General features: G+C 72.7%; 18 protein-coding genes and 1 pseudogene. 4 read left to right on the forward strand and 15 right to left on the reverse strand.

Annotated elements, in window-relative coordinates; translation table 11 throughout:
- The first annotated feature begins 17 nt into the window (after nt 1-17).
- The 4 genes and pseudogenes from ACFWVV_RS21440 (at nt 18) to ACFWVV_RS21455 (ending at nt 4,409) form a co-directional block, all read left to right on the forward strand.
- Nucleotides 18-2,357, forward strand: a complete 2,340-nt coding sequence (locus tag ACFWVV_RS21440; protein ID WP_384353668.1) for a molybdopterin cofactor-binding domain-containing protein — start codon at nt 18-20, stop codon at nt 2,355-2,357.
- A 59-nt stretch (nt 2,358-2,416) separates the two neighbouring features.
- Nucleotides 2,417-2,893 (forward strand): (2Fe-2S)-binding protein, encoded by a 477-nt coding sequence (locus tag ACFWVV_RS21445; protein ID WP_384353464.1) that lies wholly within the window; start codon nt 2,417-2,419, stop codon nt 2,891-2,893.
- A pseudogene (locus tag ACFWVV_RS21450) lies at nt 2,790-3,383 on the forward strand (TIGR03086 family metal-binding protein); the annotation flags it as partial. The gene ACFWVV_RS21445 and the pseudogene ACFWVV_RS21450, both read left to right, overlap by 104 nt.
- 363 nt (nt 3,384-3,746) lie before the next feature.
- Nucleotides 3,747-4,409: a phosphatase PAP2 family protein gene (locus tag ACFWVV_RS21455; protein ID WP_384353666.1), complete on the forward strand. Its 663-nt coding sequence runs from the start codon at nt 3,747-3,749 to the stop codon at nt 4,407-4,409.
- 141 nt (nt 4,410-4,550) lie between these two features.
- On the opposite strand, the gene ACFWVV_RS21460 is transcribed toward ACFWVV_RS21455, so the two are convergent.
- From ACFWVV_RS21460 to ACFWVV_RS21530, 15 genes are all read right to left on the reverse strand, one after another.
- Nucleotides 4,551-5,879 (reverse strand): glutamate-1-semialdehyde 2,1-aminomutase, encoded by a 1,329-nt coding sequence (locus ACFWVV_RS21460; RefSeq protein WP_384353461.1) that lies wholly within the window; start codon nt 5,877-5,879, stop codon nt 4,551-4,553.
- Nucleotides 5,880-5,886: 7 nt separating this feature from the next.
- The gene (gene rfbC / locus ACFWVV_RS21465; protein WP_384353458.1) at nt 5,887-6,474 is read right to left on the reverse strand and encodes a dTDP-4-dehydrorhamnose 3,5-epimerase; all 588 of its coding nucleotides are present in this window, start codon (nt 6,472-6,474) and stop codon (nt 5,887-5,889) included.
- Entirely contained in the window at nt 6,471-7,721 is a 1,251-nt protein-coding gene (locus tag ACFWVV_RS21470) for a polysaccharide pyruvyl transferase family protein (protein WP_384353455.1), read from the reverse strand. The genes rfbC and ACFWVV_RS21470 overlap by 4 nt, the downstream gene beginning before the upstream one ends.
- Nucleotides 7,718-8,701 (reverse strand): glycosyltransferase family 2 protein, encoded by a 984-nt coding sequence (locus ACFWVV_RS21475; protein WP_384353452.1) that lies wholly within the window; start codon nt 8,699-8,701, stop codon nt 7,718-7,720. Before ACFWVV_RS21475 ends, ACFWVV_RS21470 begins: the two co-directional genes overlap by 4 nt.
- On the reverse strand, nt 8,698-10,008 hold the full coding sequence (locus ACFWVV_RS21480; RefSeq protein ID WP_384353449.1) for a hypothetical protein: 1,311 nt from the start codon (nt 10,006-10,008) through the stop codon (nt 8,698-8,700). The genes ACFWVV_RS21475 and ACFWVV_RS21480 overlap by 4 nt, the downstream gene beginning before the upstream one ends.
- 5 nt (nt 10,009-10,013) lie before the next feature.
- Nucleotides 10,014-11,327: a DUF4910 domain-containing protein gene (locus ACFWVV_RS21485; protein ID WP_384353446.1), complete on the reverse strand. Its 1,314-nt coding sequence runs from the start codon at nt 11,325-11,327 to the stop codon at nt 10,014-10,016.
- A complete protein-coding gene (locus ACFWVV_RS21490) occupies nt 11,324-12,349 on the reverse strand; it encodes an NAD-dependent epimerase/dehydratase family protein (RefSeq protein ID WP_384353443.1) in 1,026 nt (341 codons plus the stop codon). Before ACFWVV_RS21490 ends, ACFWVV_RS21485 begins: the two co-directional genes overlap by 4 nt.
- A gap of 3 nt (nt 12,350-12,352) precedes the next feature.
- Nucleotides 12,353-13,000, reverse strand: a complete 648-nt coding sequence (locus ACFWVV_RS21495) for a PIG-L deacetylase family protein (RefSeq protein ID WP_384353440.1) — start codon at nt 12,998-13,000, stop codon at nt 12,353-12,355.
- Entirely contained in the window at nt 12,997-13,791 is a 795-nt protein-coding gene (locus ACFWVV_RS21500; protein ID WP_384353437.1) for a glucose-1-phosphate cytidylyltransferase, read from the reverse strand. The genes ACFWVV_RS21495 and ACFWVV_RS21500 overlap by 4 nt, the downstream gene beginning before the upstream one ends.
- The gene (locus ACFWVV_RS21505; RefSeq protein WP_384353434.1) at nt 13,788-15,023 is read right to left on the reverse strand and encodes a class I SAM-dependent methyltransferase; all 1,236 of its coding nucleotides are present in this window, start codon (nt 15,021-15,023) and stop codon (nt 13,788-13,790) included. The genes ACFWVV_RS21500 and ACFWVV_RS21505 overlap by 4 nt, the downstream gene beginning before the upstream one ends.
- Nucleotides 15,020-16,297 (reverse strand): glycosyltransferase, encoded by a 1,278-nt coding sequence (locus ACFWVV_RS21510; RefSeq protein WP_384353431.1) that lies wholly within the window; start codon nt 16,295-16,297, stop codon nt 15,020-15,022. The genes ACFWVV_RS21505 and ACFWVV_RS21510 overlap by 4 nt, the downstream gene beginning before the upstream one ends.
- 8 nt (nt 16,298-16,305) lie before the next feature.
- Nucleotides 16,306-17,589 (reverse strand): O-antigen ligase domain-containing protein, encoded by a 1,284-nt coding sequence (locus ACFWVV_RS21515; protein ID WP_384422753.1) that lies wholly within the window; start codon nt 17,587-17,589, stop codon nt 16,306-16,308.
- A 1-nt stretch (nt 17,590) separates the two neighbouring features.
- Nucleotides 17,591-19,141 (reverse strand): right-handed parallel beta-helix repeat-containing protein, encoded by a 1,551-nt coding sequence (locus ACFWVV_RS21520; protein ID WP_384359098.1) that lies wholly within the window; start codon nt 19,139-19,141, stop codon nt 17,591-17,593.
- A gap of 11 nt (nt 19,142-19,152) precedes the next feature.
- Nucleotides 19,153-21,111 carry an alginate lyase family protein gene (locus tag ACFWVV_RS21525; protein ID WP_384359100.1) on the reverse strand — a complete coding sequence of 653 codons (1,959 nt, stop codon included), beginning with the start codon at nt 21,109-21,111 and terminating at the stop codon, nt 19,153-19,155.
- The coding region (locus tag ACFWVV_RS21530) for a Gfo/Idh/MocA family protein (protein WP_384422756.1) at nt 21,111-21,939 on the reverse strand (829 nt) is incomplete at its 5' end. The genes ACFWVV_RS21525 and ACFWVV_RS21530, both read right to left, overlap by 1 nt.

Below are 21,939 nucleotides of genomic sequence, written 5' to 3' on the forward strand. Positions count from 1 at the left end.
CGTTGCGCACAGACGGATTGGACGGTCCGGGCAGGGAGGGCGAGGAGGGCCCCGAGCCCGGGTCCGGCCTCGACCGCAGGCGTTTTCTCGGGTACGTGCTGGCTGCCCCCACCCTCACGGCCGCAGCCGAGTTCGGCCTGGCGCCCGAGGCGGAAGCCCGGGGGAGTGCTGCGGCAGGGGCCGGGACCGCGGTGCCGTCCGCGGATCTCACCGACCTCGTCGACCTCAACGACGTACTGACCCTCGCCGCCCTCCCCACCTCGAACCTCCTCACGATCGTGGTCAACAAGGACGGCACCGTCTCCTTTGCCCTCCCGCGCGCCGAGGTCGGGCAGGGCATCACCACCTCCACCGCGATGCTGATCGCCGAGGAGATGGACGTACCCCTGGAGAAGGTGCGGGTGACACTGGCCGACGCCCGCCCGGAGCTGTTGTTCAACCAGTTCACCGGTGCCTCCAACACCACGATCTCGACCTTCACCCCGGTCCGGGTGGCCGCCGCCGTCGCACGCGGCCGGCTCCTCGACGCGGCGGCCCTCGTGCTCGGTGCGGCGGTCGCCGACCTCTCCCTGCGGGCCGGGGTCGTCACCGGCCCGCTCGGCAGGAGCATCGGCATCGGCGCGCTCGCCGAGAAGGCCGCCGCCGCCGAGCCGCGGAAGGTCTCCGTGGCGCTGAAGGAGCACCGCTCGTTCCGCGTCATCGGCACGCCCCAGAACCGTATCGACGCACTCGAAGCCGTCACCGGGCGCAAGAAGTTCGCCATGGACCTCCAGGTCCCGGATGCCCTGCCGACCATGGTGTGCCGCCCGCCGACGCTCAACGGCAGACCGGGGCCCGTCGCCAACCTCGAAGCGGTCCGCGCCATGCCGGGCGTCACCCATGTCGCCGCCGTGTCCACGGGCGTCGCCGTACGCGCCCGTACCTTCGGCCAGTGCATCGACGCCGTACGCGCCCTCAAGGTGTCCTGGAAGCCCGGCACCGCCGAGGGCAGGTCGGACGAGAGTGTCCGCAAGGAGCTCAAGGACGCCGAGCTGTGGCTCGGGCTGCCCGCCGTAACACCCTCGGTCGAGGCCACCTTCACCTTCCACTTCCGCAGCAACAGCGCCCTGGAGACCAACTGCGCCATCGCCGACGTACGGCCCGACCGCGCCGAGATCTGGTCCGGGCTCAAGTCGCCGATCGTCGCCCAGCAGGCCATCGCCACCCGGATCGGCCTGCCGCGCGACAAGGTCACCGTGCACGTCACCGAGAGCGGCGGCTCGTTCGGGCGCAGGCTGTTCTTCGACGCGGCGCTCGAAGCCGCCGAGATCTCGAAGGAGTTCCAGAAGCCCGTCAAGCTGATGTGGCACCGGGCCGACGACTCCCGCCAGGGCCGCGTGCACCCCATGGCCACCTCCCGGGTGCGGGCCGCCTATCTGGGCAATTCCGTACTCGGGTACAAGCAGCGGCACACCAGTGTCGCCACGGACCTCGGGCACGGGCTCGGTGAGGTGTTCACCTCGCTGGTGGCGAAGCTGCCGGTCGGTGACATCGGTTTCTCGGAGACCTTCTTCCAGCTGTCGCAGTCCATGCCGTACCAATTCGGCGTGTACAGCAGGCTGCTCGCCGAGACCGACAAGGGCTTCAACACCGGCAGCATGCGCGGCGTCTACTCGCCCGACGTGGTGTGCGCCCGGGAACTGATCGTGGACCGGCTCGCGGAGAAGATGGGCAAGGACCCGCTCCGGTTCCGCCGCGACTTCCTGCGCGACGACCGGGCCCGTGCCGTGCTGGACAAGGTCGCCGAAGTGGGCGAGTGGGGCCGCAAGATGCCCGAAGGCACCGCCCAGGGAGTCGCCCTGCACAACGAGTACCACTCGGTGAGCGCGGTGCTCGTCGAGATCGACTGCCGCCCGGAAACCGTCGGCCGTCCGGTACGGGACGGTGTGGCCGGGCCGCGCGTCACCAAGGCGGTCTGCGCCGTCGACGCGGGTCTCGCCGTCAACCCGCGCGGACTGGAAGCCCAGATGATGGGCGGGATCATGGACGGCATCGCCCAGACGCTGACCGCGTCCCTGCACCTGCGCGACGGGCACTTCCTCGAAGCGAGCTGGGACAACTACTTCTACACCCGGCAGTGGAACACCCCTCCCGAGCTCAAGATCGTCGTCATGCCCCCCACCTCCGAAAAGCCGGGCGGCGCGGGGGAGCTGGCGGTCGCGGCCTCGGCGGCGGCGGTCGCGTGCGCCTACGGCCGCGCCACCGGGACCATGCCGACGGTCTTCCCGATCAACCACGGCACACTGTCCTTCGAGCCGAAGCCGACCGTGCCGCCCGTACCGGCCTCCCCGACGGACGGCATCGACCATGTGCGCTGAGACAAGCCCCGAGCTGCCACCGCCCGCGGTGCCGCCGTCCGTCGAAAGAAGTGAGCCCCGTGCCTGAACACACCTTCCGCGTCAACGGCGAACAAGTCACGGTCGACGCGGCCGACGACGAACGGCTGCTGTGGGTGCTGCGCGACATCCTCGGCATCACGGGCCCCAAGTACGGCTGCGGGATCAACGTCTGCAAGGCCTGCACCAGTCACCTCAACGGCAAGGCCGCCAACCCCTGCGCGATCCCCGTGAAGGACCTGCGTCCGACCGACGAGGTCACCACCATCGAAGGTCTCCCCGCCACGGCCGGAGCCGATCTGCACCCCATGCAGGAGGCCTGGCTCGACCAGGACGTGTCCCAGTGCGGCTACTGCCAGCCCGGCCAGATCATGACGGCCGTCGCCCTGGTGCGCCGGGTCCGGGAAGAGGGCCGTGAGATCACGGACACCGACCTGGACGGCATCCGCAACATCTGCCGGTGCGGTACGTACGTGCGGATCCGCGAGGCGATCAAGGCGGGCGCCCGGAGGATGTGACGCGTCATCCCTGGTCGGTCGTCGGGGGCCCGTACAGCGCGGCCAGTTCGACCGCCAGGCCGACCAGTTCGCTCTGCCGACCCCCTGCACCGAGTACACCGTCGGGCAACTCGCGCGCCACCTCGTCGTCTGTCTGCGCCGCATCGCCGTCGCGGGCAACGGCGGCGATGCGCTGAGCGTTCCCGCCGTCGCCGAGGACCTCGCCGACGACACCGTGCTGAAGGCATGGGAACAGGCGCTCCGCGCGGCCCGGGACGCCTGGGCGGAGCCGGGGGTTCTCGGCCGCCCGCTGACCCTGCCGTTCGGCTCCCTCCCCGGCGCTGTCGCGGCGGGCTCCTTCACCGTGGAATTCACCGTCCACACCTGGGACATGGCCACCGCGACCGGACAGCACCCCGCCTGGGACCCCGAGGTCGTGGCTCTCTGCGCCTCCGCTGTACGGCGTGCGCTTCCCGCTGAACGCCGGGGCGGCCCGGTTCCGTTCGGTCCCGTGGTGGACGTACCCGACGGCGCGCCGGACATCGAGAAGCTGGTGGCGTGGACGGGCCGGACGCCCTGGTTCCTTCGGGCGAAGCCCGGTTCCCGCAGAGGTGACGGGCGTTTGCCGCGGCCGATTGCTGGCAAGGGTGGCAGGGATGCAAGGCGATACGTGTTCCGATGCCCCCGCCGGGGTGCGGTGCGGGTCGGCGGGCCCGGGTTGTTCGGCCCGGACGCGGGCCCCGGAGCAGGGTGGGGGACGACTGGTGGGGCACGGTGTGCGGGAGGCGTTGCACGTGTGCGCAGGCCCGGGCGGCGGTGGCAGCGGGCGCACCGCGTCCCTGCGCCCTGTGGGCAGGCCGGACGCGGTGGGCGGGTGACCGGCCGAACGCAGCCCGCGGTGCTGCCGCCGCCGTCGCGGGCGTGGCTCGCGCTGATCGGTGCCCTCGCCGCGCTCACGGTCGTCGTGGCCGGGGTCCTGTACGCCGGCCGGAGCCGGCCCGGCACGGTGGACGCGTGGCTCCAGCCGCCGGCGGAGGGTGTGCGGGCGCCGTGGCGGCACATCGCCCTGGCCACGGATTTTCTCGGGGAGCCCGCGGGCGCGGCGTTACTGGTCGCGGCACTCGTGACGGCCTGCCTGCTGATGCGGTGGCCTCGCGCTGCGGTGCTTGTCGTCGCCGCGCCAGGCGTGGCCGTGGGGACGACGAAGCTCCTCAAGCCCCTGGTGGGGCGCACCATCTACGGCGACAACCTGTCCTATCCGAGCGGCCACACCGCCTTTCTCGCCGCGCTCGCCCTCACGGTGGCGCTGCTCGCGGCGAGCCGTCTCGGCCTCGGCAGAAGGGCGGGCATGTTCCTCGCGCTCACCGCCGCGCTGGTGGCTGGCGCCGCCATGGGCTGGGCACAGGTCGTGCTGGGCGCCCACTACGCCACCGACACCCTGGGCGGCTGCTGCACCGCCGTGGCGGTGACCACGGCGACCGCGTGGCTCGTCGACACCACGGCCGACACGCGCAGCCGGGCCCGCGCCCACCGCTGACGTAGGCCCCCACCTCGCGCACACAGCCAGGCCCGCGCCCACCGCTGACGTAGGCCCCCACCTCGTACGCGCAGCCGGGCCCACCGCTGACATGCCGCCGCCACGCACGCACGGGCGGCCCCGCCGATGTCACGCGCCCCGTCACGCCAGACGCCGGAACACCGGCTTCACAGGCCGCCCGGCCAGCCAGGGTGTGGGGTCGCCGGCGTCCAGCGCCTGCCGGTACACCACGCACGCAAGGGCCACCACGTCGACGGTGCGGTCGATGTCGGCTTCGGTGAGCGCGCTGCTCACCACGAACGACGGGGCGAGCACCCCGCCCGCGAGGAGCTGCCGCAGAAACAGGGTGCGGTACTCCTGCGAAGGCTGCCGGTTCTCGTCGAGGGTGGCGAAGACCAGGTTGCTGGCCCGCCCCCGGACGACGAGGTGGTCACCGACGCCCAGGCCGGACGCCACGGCGCGGACCCCCTTGGCCAACCGGTTCCCGAGCGCGTGCAGCTGGGCGGTGATGCCCTCCTCGGAGTAGGTGGTCTGTACGGCCATCGCCGCAGCCAGGGAGTGGGTTTCCGCACCGTGTGTGGTGGACAGCAGGAACACCCGCTCGGCGGAGTGCCGCAGACCGCCCCGCTCCATCAGCTCACGGCGTCCGGCCAGTGCGGACACCGCGAACCCGTTGCCCAGGGCCTTGCCGAAGGTCGAGAGGTCCGGCACGACGCCGTACAGGCCCTGGGCGCCCGCCTCGGACCAGCGGAGGCCGGTGATCATCTCGTCGAAGACCAGCACGCAGCCGTGCCGGTCGGCCAGTGCGCGCAGGCCCTCCAGGTAGCCGGGGGGCGGTTCGGTGTGCCCGGCCGGTTCCAGGATCAGACAGGCGATCTCGTCCCGGTGCCGGACAAGCAGGTCCTCCGTGGCCGCCAGGTCCCCGTACGGGAAGGAAACGGTGAGCTCCTTGGTCGCCGCCGGAATGCCGGCGGGCATCGGCGTCGTACCGATGAACCAGTCGTCGGTGGAGAAGAACGGGTGGTCGCCGCAGACCGCCACGCGGGGGCGGCCGGTGACGGCGCGGGCGAGGCGCACCGCCGCGGTGGTGGCGTCGGAGCCGTTCTTCGCGAACTTCACCATGTCGGCGGTCGGCACGGTCGCCAGGAAGCGTTCCGCGGCCTCGACCTCCAGGAGGGAAGGCCGGACGAAGTTGCTGCCCCGGCCGAGTTCCCGCCGCACCGCCTCCAGCACGCGCGGGTGTGCGTGGCCGAGGCTGACCGAGCGCAGGCCGGAGCCGTACTCGACGTAGCGGTTGCCGTCGACGTCCCACACATACGCCCCGTTGCCGTGGCTGATCACGGGGGCCAGGTGCTCGGGGTACTGGTCGTCGCCCTTGGCGTACGTGTGCGCGCCCCCGGGGATCAGGGCGTGCAGCCGCTCGTTGGCCGCCCGCGACCGGGGCAGGGAGAACTCCTCGGTGTCCGCCATGGCGGCTTCAGCTCCCCTTCCGGGCCGGGGGCCGCGTCGGGGCCTGCGGCAGCGCCCGCTTCAGGGCCTCCGCGAGGCCGGGCGCCCCGCGGTCGCGCGAGGACATGAGCACGGGTGCCAACGGCCACGGAATCGCAAGCTCCGGATCATCGAAGGCGATCGTCACGTCCTCGGCCGGATCGTGCGGGCGGTCGATCCGGTAGGAGGTGTCGGCGGCTTGGGACAGTGCCTGGAAGCCGTGCGCGCACCCGGCCGGGATGTACAGGGTCGCCTGCGTCGCGTCCGACAGCTCGAAGAACGCCCGTCCCAGATACGTCGGCGAGCCGGGGCGCAGGTCGACGGCGACGTCGAAGATCCTCCCGTACGAGCACCGCACCAGTTTGGCCTCGCCGGCTCCCGAGCGCAGGTGCAGCCCGCGCAGCACCCCCCGGGCTGAGCGGGACACGCTGTCCTGGACGAAGGCGTCCGGGTCCAGGCCCACCGAGCGGACCACGTCGGCGTCGAAGGTGCGGCAGAAGAAACCGCGTTCGTCGGCGTACGGCGTCGGCTCGAAGAGGTACGCGCCCTCGATCGCCGGGACTTCGGTCGCCTTCATGGAGCCTCCCGCAGGGCCTGGGCCCGGGTGTCGGTGGGGTCGGCCGCAGGGAACAGGGCCGTGGCCACGTCGGAGAAGTGGTCCCGGAGTTGCCGTGCGGCCAGCTGGTTACGCCCGGCGAGAGTCTGCCGCAGCTCTGCCGCGTGCTTCTCCAACGACCTGAACTGTGCGAGGAGTTCGGCGTTGTCTATCTCGCGGGCAGGGTGGCAGTACGCGCCGAGCCCCATCCGCTCCATGAGCGCGTCGCTCTTCGGCGCGTAGCTCAGCGCGAGTGTCGGTGTGCTGGTCTTCAGCGAGCAGACCAGGTTGTGGTACCGGGTGGCGACCACGCTGTCGGCGGCCGCCATGTCCCTCATCAGGCCGGTCAGGGAGTGCGCATCGGATGCGGTGACCAGCGGCGAGTCCACCGCGTCGAGGATCGCGGCGGCCACCGGCGCGTCGCACGCGTCGCCCGTGACCAGCCGGACCGGCCTGCCCTCCTCGGCCAGCGTGCGGACGAAACGGGTCGTCCCTTCGAGATAGCGCCGGTGGATCTCCTCGGCCCCGGCGCGGTCGTCGTCGCCGCCGTGGAAGTCCATGACGCCGACGCAGACCAGGCCAGGGGGCGCGTCGGCAGGCGGCGGCACCGGAAGGGCGAACGCCAGGTCGGGACAGACCCGGTCGCGTGCGGTGTCCACACCCATCGCCCGCATCGCGTCCCGCGACTGCGCGTCCCGGTACGAGCGGTACGCCGCCAGCGTCGCCGACCAGCGCACCAGGGCCCGGGTGGGCCGGCTGCCGATCGGGCCGGCCCCGACACCGACCAGCGCCACCCGGGTGCGCGACAGCCGCCCCGACGCACAGAGCAGGAACAGTGCGTACGGGAACCCCCACGGCCGCAGCGGCAGGGTGGCCTCCAGGACGCCCATGCCCGGCACGATCACCACGTCGTGCCGGCGCACCCAGGCGGCGGTGCGGACGGCGTCGACGAGCTTGCCGAGACCCTTCGCCGCGACGGCGCCCGCCCGCGAGGCGGTCCGGTACTCCCCCCGGTACCAGTGCAGCCGCGTCGCCGGGATCCCGTACCGGGCGGTGACGGCCTCGGGTCCGCCGCACAGCGCGTCCACGACCGCCTCCGGGTGTTCGGCGCGGAGGTGGCCGAGCACGGCCTCCAGTGACCCGTCGTTGCCGAGGTTTCCGGACCCGAGCAGGCCGAACACCCCGACACGCACCGGGCTTTCCCACCCGGACGCCGCAGGGGACCTCATCCCTGTCCCCTCTCCACGCCCTCGTGCCCGGCCCCGCCCGCACGGCCCTCACGACCGGCGACGAGGGAGTCCACGGAGACGGCGAGCCGGGACGGGACGGCCGGGGCCCGGTCCTCGACCCGCTCTCCGGCGTCCGGCCGGGCCCGGCTGGCCATCCACGCGGCCAGGTGTCGGTAACAGGCCCGCCGGTCGGCCGACGACAGCGGTGCCCGCCGGATCGCGGACACGAAGCCCGCGACGTACTCGGCGAGCAGCCGGGGCGTCGGGTGCAGCAGGCCCGCCCGGCGCGGGTCCAGGTTGACGCACCGGGCACGCTTGGAAGGGTTCGCCCGTTCCGCCCGCGTGGGGTGGTCCCGGCGGAAGTACAGCAGCTCGGGCACCTGGTGGAAGGGGCCGTGCAGGCCGATCTCCGCGACGAACGTGCGGTCCGCATGGTGGTAGCTGCCGTGCGGCTTCACCCGGCGCAGCACATCGGCCCGCATCACCCCGTAGAAGTCGTCGCCGCCGGGCTCGAACAGCATGCTGCGGAAGCGCACCGGCGCGCTCGGCGAGTCGGTGTCGAGCCCGTACTCGTAGGGGACCACCACCCTTCCCCCGCCGTCGATGACGGCCTGGCCGGCGTGCGCCAGGATCACCTCGGGCCGCTCGTCCAGCGCCTCCACGCAGGCCCGCAGCAGGTCCCGGGCGTACAGGTCGTCGTGCGAGGCCCACTTGAACAGCTCGCCGCGGCACTCGGTGAACACGTAGTTGTGGTTCGGTGCGGCGCCGACGTTCCGGCGCAGCCGGATGTACCGGATGCGCGGGTCCCGGGCGGCGTACTTGCGGCAGATCTCCTCGGTCCCGTCGGTCGAGGCGTTGTCCGAGACGACCAGTTCGAAGTCTTCGTAGGTCTGGCCGAGCAGTGCGTCGAACGACTCGGCGAGGTACTCCTCGCCGTTGTACACGGGCAGGCCGATGCTGAGCCGGGGTACGGCGGTCATGGTGTCCTCATTTCACGTAAAGGGGCTGGGTGGTGCTCCCGCAGGGCGGACCGCAGCTGCAGCCACCACACGGCCGAGCCGGCGGCGGTGGCGGCGGCGACACCCCAGGCGGAGCCGGCCGTGCCGCCGAGCGCGGCCCCGCCGAGGCCGCCGCCGACGTAGCAGGCGGAGGCGAAGAGCTGGCAGCGCAGGCTGCGGCGGGCCGCGGCGAGGGCGCGCAGCCCGGCAGCCGCGCCGACGCCGAGACCGGCGCCCGCGACACCGAGGGTGGCGGGCACGATGAGCGCCGACGCCGAGGGCCAGACGTCACCGAGCACGAGGGTGCCGGTCCTGTCGGGTACCAGCAGCAGTGCACCGCCCCAGAGCAGCGCGGCGCCGGCCTGCCCGCCGCCGAGCAGCAGACAGAACGGCGACAGCCGGTGCGGGGCCCGCCGCAGTACGCGTGCCGCCTCCGCGACGGTGACCAGCGAAAGACCCATGAGGACGGCGAGGAACGGGCCGAGCAGCAGTTCGGAGCCCCGGACCGCCCCCACAGCGCCGACTCCGACGAGGGCGCCGAGCCCGTACGCCCGCAGCTGGGCCGCACCGCTGAGGCTGACGTTCTCGACCAGGTACCGGTAGCCGAGGTCGCGCTGTTCCCGGAGCCACCCGCGTGCCAGGACGGGCCGGGGCCGGATCCGGGACTGGAACGAGCCGAACACCGCGGCCACCGCGGCGGAAGCCCCCCAGGCCAGCACGAACGCCGCCACACTGCCGACGCGGGCCGCCACGACCATGGCAGGCACGAGCGCGAGGCCCCACACGACGTCGTTGACGAACGCCTTGCGCCCCTCACCCGCGGCGAAGAACGCGAACCGCCAGGCGTCCTGGAGCAGCAGCCCCGGCAGTACGACCCCGAGGCAGGCCAACGCGGATCCCACCGGTCCGCCGACCGCGAGCCCGGCAGACAGACACACCGCGCCGAGAACCGTCCCGACGGCGAGCGCCGCCCCCGAGGAGCGGGCGGCCGCCGGGCGCCACACCGCGTCCGGCACCCCGCTGAAGCGCACCACGAGGGGATCGGTGGCCAGCCCGCGGGCGACGTTGAGCGCCACGCCGTAGGTCAGCCAGGCCAGGCTGAACACGCCGAACGCGGTCAGCCCGAGCGAGCGGGCCACGTAGAGCCCCACCGCGAAGTTGGTCATGCTGGAGGCCGCCTGATCGGCCAGCCCCCAGGACAGCCGTCCGGCGACGGCACGCCCGGCGCTCCGCCTCCCGGTCCCGGCCCGGCCCGCGGGCTTCGCCGGCTGTTCCCCCTCGGAGGTCATGGGTGTCATGCCTTGATCAGCCCGGCACCGTGCAGGGCGTCGGCGGCGGCGGCGACGGCGCCGAACGGCAGAGCGGACCGCTCCGCGACGTCCAGCAGACTGTGCGCGCCGTCGGACATGCTGAGCACCCAGAGCATGGCCAGCTGGGCCTCTTTCGTGTCGCTGCGCCCGCCGATCGAGCCGTACAGCCCGCGCCGGCCCAACTGCGGTTCGCCGTAAGGGCTGAGGTTGACATACCGCCGGTTCCGGTCGAGCACGGCGAACGCCTCGCGGCAGACGTCGAGGGTGTCCTCCATTGCCTCCGGTGAGACAAAGCCCGGGTTGTCCGCCGAGGTGTGGTACTCGGGGTAACCGGCGTACGGGGTCCGGGTGAGCGAACCCACCCCGAGGTCGAACCCCGGCGAGCAGAACTGCCGCTCGTCATAGCCGTACGGGGTGAACTCATCGATCCGGTGCGGGCGTTCGGAGGACTCCAGTACGTGCCGCATCACCCGGTCGATCTCCGCGTCGCCGCGCCTGCTCTGCTTGTACGTCAGAGCGCCGCGGTCGCCCGCGCAGGCCAGTACCAGACCGTGCCGGACCCGCCCGCCGGCTCCCGGCGCCGCCCGGTCGGCGGATGCCGCGTCCACCCGTTCCCTGTTGCGGGCCAGCCAGGTGATCGCGCCGATGGTGCCGGGCGCGAACAGGAACCGGTAGGTGTAATGGGGCGTTTGCTCCGCCAGTGCCCGGGCCAGGAACGTGGCCACCGCGATCCCGGCCAGGTTGTCGTTGGCCAGCGCCGGGTGGCAGGTGTGGCAGGAGACGAGCACCTCGTCGGCGACCTGGCCGGGCACCACGTGCTCGGCGTAGGTGAGGTGGCCGTCGGCGAGCGTGGAGTCGACGCACACCTCGTAGTCGCCGTCGGGCAGCGCGTCCAGGGTCTTCCGGGACAGGCAGAATCCCCACTGCGGGGTGTAGTAACTGGTGCGGTACGGCACCAGATCCGGCTGGTTTGGCAGGGTGTGCAGATGTGCGCGCAGCTCGGAGAGCGGCATGGTCCGCGACACCGGCACGCTGTAGCCCAGTACGTGCAGGCTGGACGCGGCGAAGTCGACGACCCGGTTGCCCGCACTGTCGGCGACGTACGCGTCCCGGATGTTCCACTCCTGCGGCACCGTCCAGTCCAGTACCTGGGTTCCGGTCGGCACCTCGTGCACCTGGAGGGGGAGGTACTCGCCGACGACGTCCAGGGTGGCGCGCACGCCGTCGCCGGTGATGCTGCGGCACAGCGGGTACAGCCGCTCCACCAGCGCGTGCATCCGCGCTCCGGCCGCGGTCATCGGCGCCACCGCAGGGTGTCGTCGACGGTGCCGGCGTCGGACGCCGCGCGCAGCACGGCCAGCCGGGTGAATCGCTGCTCGAAGTCCTCCCGGGTCAGGGCGAACCTCTGGTAAGCGTCGGCGAGTTCGGCCGCTCCCCGCTGCACCGTCCACGCGCAGTCGAAGCCGGGGACCGCCTCGCGGAACCGGGAGAAGTCCACCCGGTACGAACGCGGATCGGCGCCGCTCTCCCCGGTGATCACCACTTTCGCGCCGTCCACCGCCTCGGCGACCTGCTCGGCGATCTCCGCGACGGTGACGTTGTTGGTCTCGCTGCCGATGTTGAACGCCCGGTCGTGCACCGCTTCCCGGGGCGCGCCCAGCGCGGCCGTGAACGCCCGGGCGATGTCGGCGGCGTGCACCAGCGGGCGCCAGGGGGTGCCGTCGGAGAGCACCAGCACCTCGCCGGACAGCAGCGCGTGGCCCACGAGGTTGTTCAGCACGATGTCGGCGCGCAGCCGGGGCGAGAAGCCGAAGGCGGTGGCATTGCGCAGGAAGACCGGGCTGAAGTCGCCGTCGGCCAGCGCGTGCAGGTCGTCCTCCACCCGCACCTTGGACTCCGCGTACGGGGTCACCGGGCGCAGCGGGGCGTCCTCGCTCACCAGTCCTGCGCTGCCGGAGGCGCCGTACACCGAGCAGGTCGACGCGTACAGAAACCGCCGCACTCCGGCGTCGCGGGCCAGCCGGGCCAGCGCGACGGACGCGTGGTGGTTGATGTCGTAGGTGAGGTCGGGGGCGAGGGATCCCAGCGGGTCGTTGGACAGCGCGGCCAGGTGGATCACGGCGTCCATCCCGGCCAGGTGCTCCGCCGTGACGTCGCGCAGGTCCACCCGGTGTCCGGGCGGGTCCGCGGGCGGCGGGCCGAGCACGCACTCCGCGAACAGGCCGGAGTCGAGGCCGACGACCTCGTGCCCGGCGGCGGCGAGCACCGGGGCCATCACCGTGCCCAGATAGCCCTGGTGTCCGGTCAGCAGTACGCGCAAGGTTCAGTCCCCCAGGTCGAGAGTGAGTTTGGTGACGGCGAACGCCTCGGCGTAGCGCGCGTGGCATTCGATGCCGCGGATCCGTGCGAGACCGAGGAAGGCCTCGCGGTCGTACCAGGGCCGGTGCCGCTGCGAGGGGTAGTGCTCCTGCAGCAGCCGCACCTTCTGTTCGGCGGTCTCCGGGGACAGTGGCTGGTAGGCCTGCATGCGGCCCAGGTCGCCGTCCCACTTGACGATCTCGTAGCCGAGGACAAAGTGGTCGCGGAACGCGGTGGGCACGAGCCGTGCGAGCCCCCGGTGGTCCTGGTGGGCGTCGTCGGTGCGCGGCGCGAGCACCAGGTCCGGGCCGGTGCGCGCGCGCAGTTCCTCCACGGCGGCCTTGGCCTCGTCCCACTGCGACGGCAGCCGCCCGTCCGCCAGCTTCAGCACGGTCGCCCGCAGGTCGGCTCCCGGGCAGAAGGCGGTCAGCGCGGCCAGCTCCTCCTGCTCGCGGTCGCTGCCGCCGCCGGTGAGCACCAGGGCGTCGACGCGGATACCGGGCCGCGCCTGACACAGCGTCAGCAGGGTGCCGCCGGCGCCGATGGCGATGTCGTCGCAGTGCGCGCCCACCGCGACGACCCGCTCCAGGGGCCCGGCTCCCAGCCGGATCACGCCCCCGCTCCGACGCGGCCCTGCTCCCACACGGCCCACGGGCGGTCCCCCCGGGCGTACGCGTAGTCGAGCGCGGCACGCTCCTTCACCGTGTCGGTGGGCTTCCAGAATCCGCGGTGCTGGTGGGCCACCAGTCGTCCCTGCTTGGCCAGTTGCCCGCATCCGTCGGCGACGAGGTCACCGCCCTCGGGTATGTGGCCGAAGATTTCCTGGCGGAGCACGAAGTAGCCGCCGTTCTCCCACAGCGGCAGCTCGCTCACCGCGGTGATGCCGCCCACGAGTCCGTCCTCGCCCAACTCCACGCAGTGGAAGGAGGACTGCGGCGGGACCACCATCATCGAAGCCCCCGCGTCGCGCTGCGAGAACTTCTCGATCATCTCCGGCAGCGGGGCATCCGTGAGGACGTCGGCGTAGTTGGCGAGGAACATCTCGTCGCCGTCCAGGTGGTGGCGCACCCGGCGCAGCCGTTCCCCGATCGGCGACTCGATGCCGGTCTGCGCGAAGGTGATCGTCCAGTCCGCGATGTCGGTGGACAGCAGCTCGGTGCGGCCACCGCGCAGCACGAAGTCGTTGGACGCCGTCTCCTCGTAACTGAGGAAGAAGTCCTTGATGTGGTGCGCCCCGTAACCGAGGCACAGGATGAACTCCGTGTGGCCGAAGTGCGCGTAGTAGCGCATCACATGCCAGATCAGCGGACGCGGGCCGACCATCGCCATCGGCTTGGGCACGTCGTCCGCGGCGCCGCTGCGCATCCGCATCCCGTAACCACCGCAGAACAGCACGACCTTCATGACGTGACCTCAACAATGCTCAGTTCCGGTATGGGAAAGACCAGGCGGCCGCCCCACTCGTGCACGTAGGCCAGCTGTTCCTCCAGTTCGGCCCGCAGGTTCCAGGGCAGCACCAGCACGTAGTCCGGCCGGTCGGCGGCGATCTGCTCCGGTGCGAGGACGGGGATGCGGCTGCCCGGGGTGAACCTGCCGTGCTTGTAGGGGTTGCGGTCGACCGTGTACGCGAGCAGGTCGGGCCGTATCCCGCAGTGGTTGAGCAGCGTGTTGCCCTTGCCGGGTGCGCCGTAGCCGACGACGCTCTCGCCGCGCTCGGCCGCCTCGATCAGGAACCGCAGCAGGTTCCTGCGCACCTTGGCCACCCGGGAGGAGAACTCGGTGTACCCCGACAGCTCCCGCAGTCCGGCCGCCTTCTCCCTGTCCAGCACGTCGGCCACCTGCCGGGAGGGCTCACCGGCCACCTCCGCCGGCCGGGCCCACAGCCGCAGCGAACCGCCGTGCGTGGGCAGCAGCTCGACGTCCACCAGGGCCAGTCCGCCGCTGGCGAGGGCCCGCATCGCGGAGCCGGCCGTGTAGTACTGGAAGTGCTCGTGGTAGATCGTGTCGTACTGGTTCTCCTCGATCAGCGTCAGCAGGTGCTGCACCTCGATGGAGACCCACCCGTCGTCCGCGACCAGGGCACGCAGCCCCCGGGTGAACCCGACCACGTCGGGGATGTGCGCGTACACGTTGTTGGCCACGACCAGATCCGCGGGGCCGTGCTCGGCGCGGACGGCCGAACCGGTGTCCGGGCCGAGGAACGCGGTGAGCGTGGGCACCCCGGCGTCCCTGGCCGAGGCGCCGACGTTCACGGAGGGCTCGATGCCCAGGCAGCGGATCCCCCGCTCCACCACGTGTTTCAGCAGGTATCCGTCGTTGCTCGCGACCTCGACCACGAACGCGTCGGAGCCCAGCGCCACCCGCCGCGCGGCGTCGTCCACGAAGGTGCGCGCGTGCTCCACCCAGGAGGTCGAGAAGGAGGAGAAGTACGCGTACTCGCTGAACGTGTCCTCCGGCGAGATCAGCGGCGGGAGCTGCGCCAGCCAGCAGTCGGTGCAGACCCGCAGGTGCAGCGGGTAGGCAGGCTCCGGACTGTCCAGCTGGTCCGCGGCGAGGAAGCTCTCGCACGGCGGCGTCGCCCCCAGGTCGACGACGCTCGCCAGCGCCGCCGAACCGCACAGTCGGCATCGTGTCATCTGCTGCCCCCATCCCCGCCCGCGCGGGTGCCCCGCCGCGGGCCGGTGTGTGTGTTCCCTGCCGGTGGCGCGCCGTTCGCGCCACCGGACCGCTCCGCGATCGCGGAGCGGTACCCCTCCACCAGGCGCTCCAGCCCGACGGACGGGCTGAACCCCTGCTCGTACCGGCGCCGGGCCGCCGCTCCCATCTCCCGGTTGCGCTCCCGGCCGGCCGCAGTCGTGCGGATGCAGGACGCGAGTGAGGCGGCGTCGCCCGGCCGGTGCAGCAGTCCGCTGACCCCGTCCTCGACGAGTTCGACGAAGGCGCCGTGACCGGCCGCGACCGCCGGGACGCCCGCCGCCATCGCCTCCGCGACCACCAGGCCGAACGTCTCCAGCGCCATCGAGGGGGCCACCACGGCGAGTGCCCGCGCGACGGCCTCCCGGCACTGGGCCGGGTCGTACAGGCCGACGTACCGCACGTCGTCCCGGCCCGCCGCCCAGGCGGTCACCTCCCCCGCCAGCGGCCCCGCACCGGCGATCACCAGCGGTACGCCCACCCCGCCGCCCGCCGCGAGTTCGTCCCAGGCGGCCATGAGCAGCCGTACGCCCTTGGCCTCCGCGAGCCGCCCGAGGAAGAGCAGGTGCTCGCCGCCGTCCGTCCGGCGGGCGCCCGGGTCGGGGACGAAGTTGTGCTTCACCGCCAGCAGGCCGGGCGGCATGCCGGAGCGCACCAACAGCTCGCGCTGCGCCTCGGAGATGCAGAAGAAGCGCTCCACCCCCGTCCACCACCGCCGCCGGTTGACGACGAGCCCGACCGCGAGCGGCACCGTCGCCAGCCGGGAACCCCGGTAACAGCCGTGCCGCACGGCCGCCAGCGGCACCGCGGATCCGACGCAGTCCGTGCACAGACGGCCGTCCCGCCGCAGCGTGCCCGGCGGGCAGATCTGGGAGTAGTTGTGCAGCGTGGCGACGACCGGTACGCCGACGTCGGCGCAGGCCGCCAGTACCGCGGGCGACAGCAGCGGGAAGACGTTGTGGACGTGCACCACGTCCGGCCGCTCCGTGCGGAGCCGGGCAGCGAGCTCGGCGCGCACCGACCGGTTCCACGGCACCTGGAGCGGCACCGCGACCTTGCCGAGCAGGGACAGGCCGGCGATGTCGTCGCTGCGCCGCTCGAACAGACCGACCCGGTGACCGGCCGCGCGCAGCAGCGCGACCTCTTCGTCGACGACCCGGTTCTCCCCGCTCGGCTGCGCCGAGGAGTAGCGGTTGTGCACCACGAGGACACGCATGCGCGAAGTCACCTTTTCCCCACCTGTCGCAGGACACGGCGCCGCAGGGCTGCGGACGCCGACGGGGGCATAGCCGCGGCGGGAGCCGCGAGGAGCGAGGCGGCCACGGCCAGATGCAGCAGATACGCCGAGGCGTCGCCCAGGCCCGCCTCGGTGTACGAGGAGATCGCGACATAACTGATCAGGAAGATCGCGCACGCCCTCGGCAGCGACGGCGGCCGCAGCAGTGCGACGCCGCCCAGCACGAGGAGCATCGAGCCCACCAGGACGGTGCCGGTCAGCCCCTGTTCGTCGTAGACGGCCAGCCAGCTGTTGTCGATCGGCAGCCCGCCGAACGACTTGTCGCCCAGGCCCGTTCCGAACAGCTGCTCCGTGGTGGTGCGCGGGGCCGCCAGCAGGGCGTCCCACACCTTGGCCCGGCCGGTGAGGCTGGTGAAGTGCTCCTGGGACTGCCCGCGCAGGAACCACGCCTGGAGCGCGGAGGCGAAGCCCACCGCCGCCACCGCCGCGCACACCACCGCCCAGCCGAAGAACCGGCGGGCGGCGGCACTGGTCAGCACGAGCGAGCCGATCGCGAGGACCAGCCCGGTGAGCAGGCCGATGGTGGCCGTGCGGGTGTGGGTCATCGCGAGCAGGACGAGCGCCGGCACGACGATCGCCGCCGCACCGGCCCCGGTGGTCAGGCGGCCCAGCACGAGCAGCACGGTGAGCCCGATGACGACCGCCGCGTACTGGCCGATCTGCGGCGGGGTGAGCGGCCACAGCGCGCCGACCAGCCGCCCGCCGTACAGCTCGGGCATGGCCGCCCCCGGTGAGACGACCAGCCCGGCGACCACCGACACGAGCACCACGCAGTACATCCGGACGTGGCTGCGGACGAACGTCCAGCCGCCGTCCCACCAGCGGGTGAGCAGCCACAGCGTGCCGACGAAGAGAGCCAGCCTGGTGCAGCGGAACAGCGCGCCGAACCCGGCCTCCAGGTTCGCGCTGGAGATCACGCTCGGCACCAGCAGCAGGGTCAGCAGCAGCACGAACGCACTCGGCCTGATGCGCAGCCGGACATTGACCGCGAGCGCCAGGGCGAACGCGGCGACCAGCGCGCCCATGGTGACCATCTGGATGAGGGAGCGGGGGATCGGGAAGATGGTCTGCGCGCCCGCGGAGCCGAGCACGTTGAGGCCCAGCAGCGCCCAGACCACCCCGACGGCCCGCGGCGGGCCGGCCGGACGCGGTGCGGCCCCGGGCGGCGCGCCCGCCGTGTCCGTTGTCCCGTGCGGGAGTCCGGCGTCCATCTCAACCACCCGCCGACGGGTCGAAGGTGCTGCCCGTGTCCTGCCGGTACGGCGGGTCCTGCCACTGCCCGGAGTCGACCCGGCGCCCCGGGTCGTCGGCGACGAAGCTCCACGGCCCGCGGTAGACATTGCCGTGCCAGCGGTTGTGCTGCTTGTGCAGGAGCGCCTGGGACACCCGCTTGGCCTTGTACGGCGACCAGTCGGGGTAGGTGCCGTAGTTGGACAGCACCGCCATGCGGCCGCACTCCCTCGTGCACCTGACGACGGAGGTGTCCAGCAGGAAGCGGTTGTCGTGGATGTCCACCCGCTGGGTCTTCCACCGGCAGTCGTCGTACAGCGGGGCGCGCGCGATCGCCGGCTGTGCGCACCGGGCGGTGTCCTTCACCAGCAACGTGCAGTACCCGGTCGAGGTGTTGGCCGGGCTGTTGCAGAACCGGTTGGAGTTCTCCCACAGGGTGATGCCGTTCCAGTTGTTCTCCAGCACGTTCCGGTAGATCTCGATCTTGTCCGTACGGGCCGGGACGCGTGGTTCGCCGCCGGCCTCCGAGACGTAGACGGTCGCGTAGGGGAAGTTGTCGCCGCGTGAGGCGGAGCGACCGCCTTCGACCCAGTTGTTCCGCCGCATCGTGTTGTTCCTGATGACCGCGTTGTAGCTGGTCTCGTACATGATCGCGACGCCGTCGTTGGCTTCGAGGACGTTGTTCTCGAAGAGGAAGTCGTTGTTGTTGTTGTCCGCCCACAGCCCGGCACCGCGGTTGTCGTGCACCCAGTTGCCGCGGATGTCGGCGCCGTTGACGGCCCAGAACTTGATTCCCCCGGTGCAGCCGCAGCCGGGCTTCTTCTTCTCCCAGTCGCCGGTGTTGTTCCCCACGATCTCGTTGCCCTCGACCACCAGGCCGCGGATCGTGTCGCCCTTCTTGTAGGCGTTCATCCCGTACTGGCCGTTGTCGCGCAGGCAGGTGGCGCGGACCTGCTGGCGGGCGCCGGCCATCAGGGCGGCGCCCGAGTTGTACTGGATCGTGCTGTGCTCGATCACCCAGCCGTCGGAGGAGCTGCTGTTGACCACTCCCTCGTCGTGCGGTGCGATGAAACCCTGCACGGTCAGGTGGCGGAGGGTGACGTCGGTGGCCTCACCGCCGAACGCGTACTGGTTCTTGCCCCCACCGTCGAGCACCGCGCCGGGCGCGCCGAGGTAGCGGTTCCCCTTCTTGGGGACGACCTGGGCGTACTGCTCCGGCACGAGCCTGTGCGTGCCCGGGCGCAGCCAGAACGTGGTGTGCGCCGGACTGCTCCCGGTCTTCCTGGCCAGGTCGCCGACGACCGCCGGGTCGACCGTCACCGCGCCCGCCGGCGCCTTCACAGGTCCCGCCGCGGGTGCGGCGCACACGCGGGCCACCGCCGTGGCGGGAGCCCCGGGCGCGGTGGCCGCCCCGGAGGGCGCGCGGGCCGGCTCCGCCGGGGCGTCCGGCGTGCCCGTACAGCCGGCCGCCGTCAGCAGGACCAGCACCAGCGGTGCCGCGGCCCACCCCCGCCGTCCTCCCTTGCTCCGCACGCGTCCCCCCCCTAGTCCCGGAACCCGAGCACGGTGGTGAACGCCCGCGCCGTGTCGGTGAAGCCGGTGCCGACCAGCGTGGTGGCGGGCTCCTTGCGGCCGAAGCCGGGGGAGTACCAGCCCAGCGGCGGCTCGCTTTCCCCGCGGTGCGCGCGCCAGGACAGCTGCCCGGGCAGATCGAGCACCGCCGAGCGGTCCTCGCCGTCGCGCGTCCAGGTCAGCAGGGCCCGGTTCCCCGCCAGCTCCGCGGTGACCGCCGGACCGAGATGGAAGACCAGTTGGGCGGCCCTGCGCGGACCGCGTACCTCGTCGACCACCCGTAACTCCCTGGTGGCTGCGGTCAGTTCCACCCGCCGGCGGTGCACCACACCCCGGTAGCCGTCGTGCTCGGCGCACCAGCGGGCCTCCTCCGTGCCGGACGTGTCCGCGGCCAGGACGCGGCTGCGGGCGTGCCGGGTCCACAGGAACGGGCCGCCGGAGACGGACTGGTCCGCTCCGTCCAGGCGCAGGGTGTTGTGGCCGAGGGTCGAGCGGAAGTACTGCCGCCACTCCGGCTGCCCGTGGTAGCAGTACGTCCCCGGATCGGCGAGCACATCGACCCCGTCGTGCCGGACCTCCACGGACAGCGCGTCCGCGTGGGCGTGCGCCGCGATGGACAGGAACCCGTGCGGGCCGCCGTCGCACCGGCACCAGATCTCCCCGGGGCCGCGCAGGACGGTGAGCCCGGCGTCCGCGAAGTGGGCGGGCCGCCGCACCGGGCGGGACACGGCAGGACCCGTTCCGCCCTTGGCGTGCGGCCGGACCAGCGAGGCCAGCAGCGGGGTGCGCACATCGGTGCCCGTCACCTCCGGCCACCAGGGGAGCCTGCCGAACACGGCCTCCCCGGTGGCCAGCAATGAACCCCAGCGGTCGGTTCCGGCCCCGTCCACGACCAGACCGTGCCCGTCGTCCGCGTCGCCCTGGCGCGGCGGCCGAAGACGGTTGTCCACGACGGCCGCGAGCGCGTCCGTCATCCGCAGCAGCACCAGCCGCACCATTGGGGGAACCGGCAGGCCCGCCGCGTCCGCCTCGGCCACCGCGGCCAGGCCGAGTTCGAGGACCAGCCCGTGGTACTCGGTGGCCAGCTCGCGGTTGAGCCCGGAGGGGAAGGTGTTTATCCGCAGCTGCCGCTCCAGCGACCGCAGTGCGCCGGCCCGCCAGCGGGCCGACGAAGGGAACCAGTCGAACGCGCAGGCCGCGGCCAGCTGCCCGGCGTCCTCGGCGATGACGTGGTTGTTCGCCGAAGAACCCCGGCTGGGAAAGGCGGCCAGCCAGCGCTGGTGGTGCCAGATCTGGTGATGGGCCACCGGGTTGCCCTCGAAGAGCGCGGCCGCGCCGGGCCAGCCGTCGAGCAGCCGGCGGATCCACACCCAGGACACCAGCCGGATCCCCAGCTCGATGCCGCTGATCCAGTGCACCCCGCGCAGCGGCGCGTTCGCCGCCCACCAGCGCCGCAGGTGCTGGGCCACCCGCTCGGCGTACCGCTCGTCCCCGGTGACCGCGTAGGCGGCGGCGAGCACGGTCAGGTACTGGTGCCGCGACGGCTCCCAGATCTGCTTGATGTCACCGACCGCTTCCTCGTTCCGGTAGGGCACGTCGAAGGCATGGCCCCACGGTGCCCGGCGCCCGGTCTTCGGGTCGTACCACCAGTCCGGGTCCGTCAGGTCGTCGCGGACCACCCCGAAGTACTCCACGTGCCCCGCCATCAGCCGGTCCGCCTCGGCGACGAGCCGCTTCGCGGCGTCCGGCGGTACCGCTTCCAGGGCCCCGGCGGGCAGGACGGCGGTGAACCCGGCGCCGGTCACCGGCGGGCAGGCCGGCGGCGCCGACCGCCACCGCCGCCTGCGCACCGCGTCGCCCGCCCGGCCGACGGCCTCCCGCGGTCCCATCCGGGACAGCCGCCGCAGATACCACCCCGCGCCCAGGCCCATCAGACCCCCGCCAGGGTCACCGGCGCGCCGGCGGCCAGTGCCGCCCGCACGGCGAAGGTGGCGGCGGTGGTGGCGACCAGCGACGGCAGCGGCACGGGCATCGGCCCGCCGGTCCGGACCGCCCTGACGAACGCGGCCAGTTGGGCGTTCTGCCCCTTGTCGCGGGCCCTGGGCAGCCGTGAGCTGACCCACCGCTTGCGGCCGGAGCCCCCTTCGGTATGCACCGAGGCGCGGACGAAGTCGTCGAGCCGCAGCACCTTGCCGTCCGCGAGGAGGTCCAGCGTCTCCTTGGGGAAGCCCGTGGCGCCGGTGGTGACGTAGCTGATCGCGGCCGTCGACCCGTCCGGGTAGCGCAGGACGACCTGGAGGTCCTGGTTGCCGGGCGCTGCGACGGCGTACACCGAGACCGGGTCGGCGCCCAGCAGCCAGCTCGCCGTGTCGATGAAGTGACCGCCCTCACCGGCGAACCGCGAGCCCTCGGTGGCCTGTTGCAGGTACCAGCTGCCCTGCTGGAGAGGGCCCGCGTTGACGAGATAGCGCAGACTCGCCGGGCCCGTGCGCGCACCGAACCGCTGCTTCGCCTCCTGGAGCAGGGGGGCGAACCGGCGGTTGAAGCCCACCTGGAGCCGGTCGTTGCCGGACTCCTCCACGGCCGCGAGGACCCCGGACAGCTCGTCCTCGCCGAGTGCCAGGGGTTTCTCCACGAACACCGGCTTTCCGGCGAGGAGGGCCCTGCGGGTCAGGTCGGCGTGCGAGCTGTGCCGGGTGACCACGAACACCGCGTCGACGGACGGGTCCCCGAGCACGGCGTCGAGATCGGTGGTCGCC

Source organism: Streptomyces sp. NPDC058663 (genome assembly GCF_042716745.1).
In the GTDB taxonomy this organism is placed as follows: Bacteria; Actinomycetota; Actinomycetes; order Streptomycetales; family Streptomycetaceae; genus Streptomyces.

What these genes read in the sequence shown, in the direction of transcription:
- ACFWVV_RS21500 (WP_384353437.1), bottom strand. Translation starts at nt 13,791, where the DNA reads ATGAAGGTCGTGCTGTTCTGCGGTGGTTACGGGATGCGGATGCGCAGC.
- ACFWVV_RS21510 (WP_384353431.1), bottom strand. Translation starts at nt 16,297, where the DNA reads ATGCGTGTCCTCGTGGTGCACAACCGCTACTCCTCGGCGCAGCCGAGC.
- rfbC (WP_384353458.1), bottom strand. Translation starts at nt 6,474, where the DNA reads ATGAAGGCGACCGAAGTCCCGGCGATCGAGGGCGCGTACCTCTTCGAG.
- ACFWVV_RS21505 (WP_384353434.1), bottom strand. Translation starts at nt 15,023, where the DNA reads ATGACACGATGCCGACTGTGCGGTTCGGCGGCGCTGGCGAGCGTCGTC.
- ACFWVV_RS21525 (WP_384359100.1), bottom strand. Translation starts at nt 21,111, where the DNA reads ATGGGCCTGGGCGCGGGGTGGTATCTGCGGCGGCTGTCCCGGATGGGA.
- ACFWVV_RS21515 (WP_384422753.1), bottom strand. Translation starts at nt 17,589, where the DNA reads ATGGACGCCGGACTCCCGCACGGGACAACGGACACGGCGGGCGCGCCG.
- ACFWVV_RS21485 (WP_384353446.1), bottom strand. Translation starts at nt 11,327, where the DNA reads ATGACCGCGGCCGGAGCGCGGATGCACGCGCTGGTGGAGCGGCTGTAC.
- ACFWVV_RS21475 (WP_384353452.1), bottom strand. Translation starts at nt 8,701, where the DNA reads ATGACCGCCGTACCCCGGCTCAGCATCGGCCTGCCCGTGTACAACGGC.
- ACFWVV_RS21460 (WP_384353461.1), bottom strand. Translation starts at nt 5,879, where the DNA reads ATGGCGGACACCGAGGAGTTCTCCCTGCCCCGGTCGCGGGCGGCCAAC.
- ACFWVV_RS21480 (WP_384353449.1), bottom strand. Translation starts at nt 10,008, where the DNA reads ATGACCTCCGAGGGGGAACAGCCGGCGAAGCCCGCGGGCCGGGCCGGG.
- ACFWVV_RS21470 (WP_384353455.1), bottom strand. Translation starts at nt 7,721, where the DNA reads ATGAGGTCCCCTGCGGCGTCCGGGTGGGAAAGCCCGGTGCGTGTCGGG.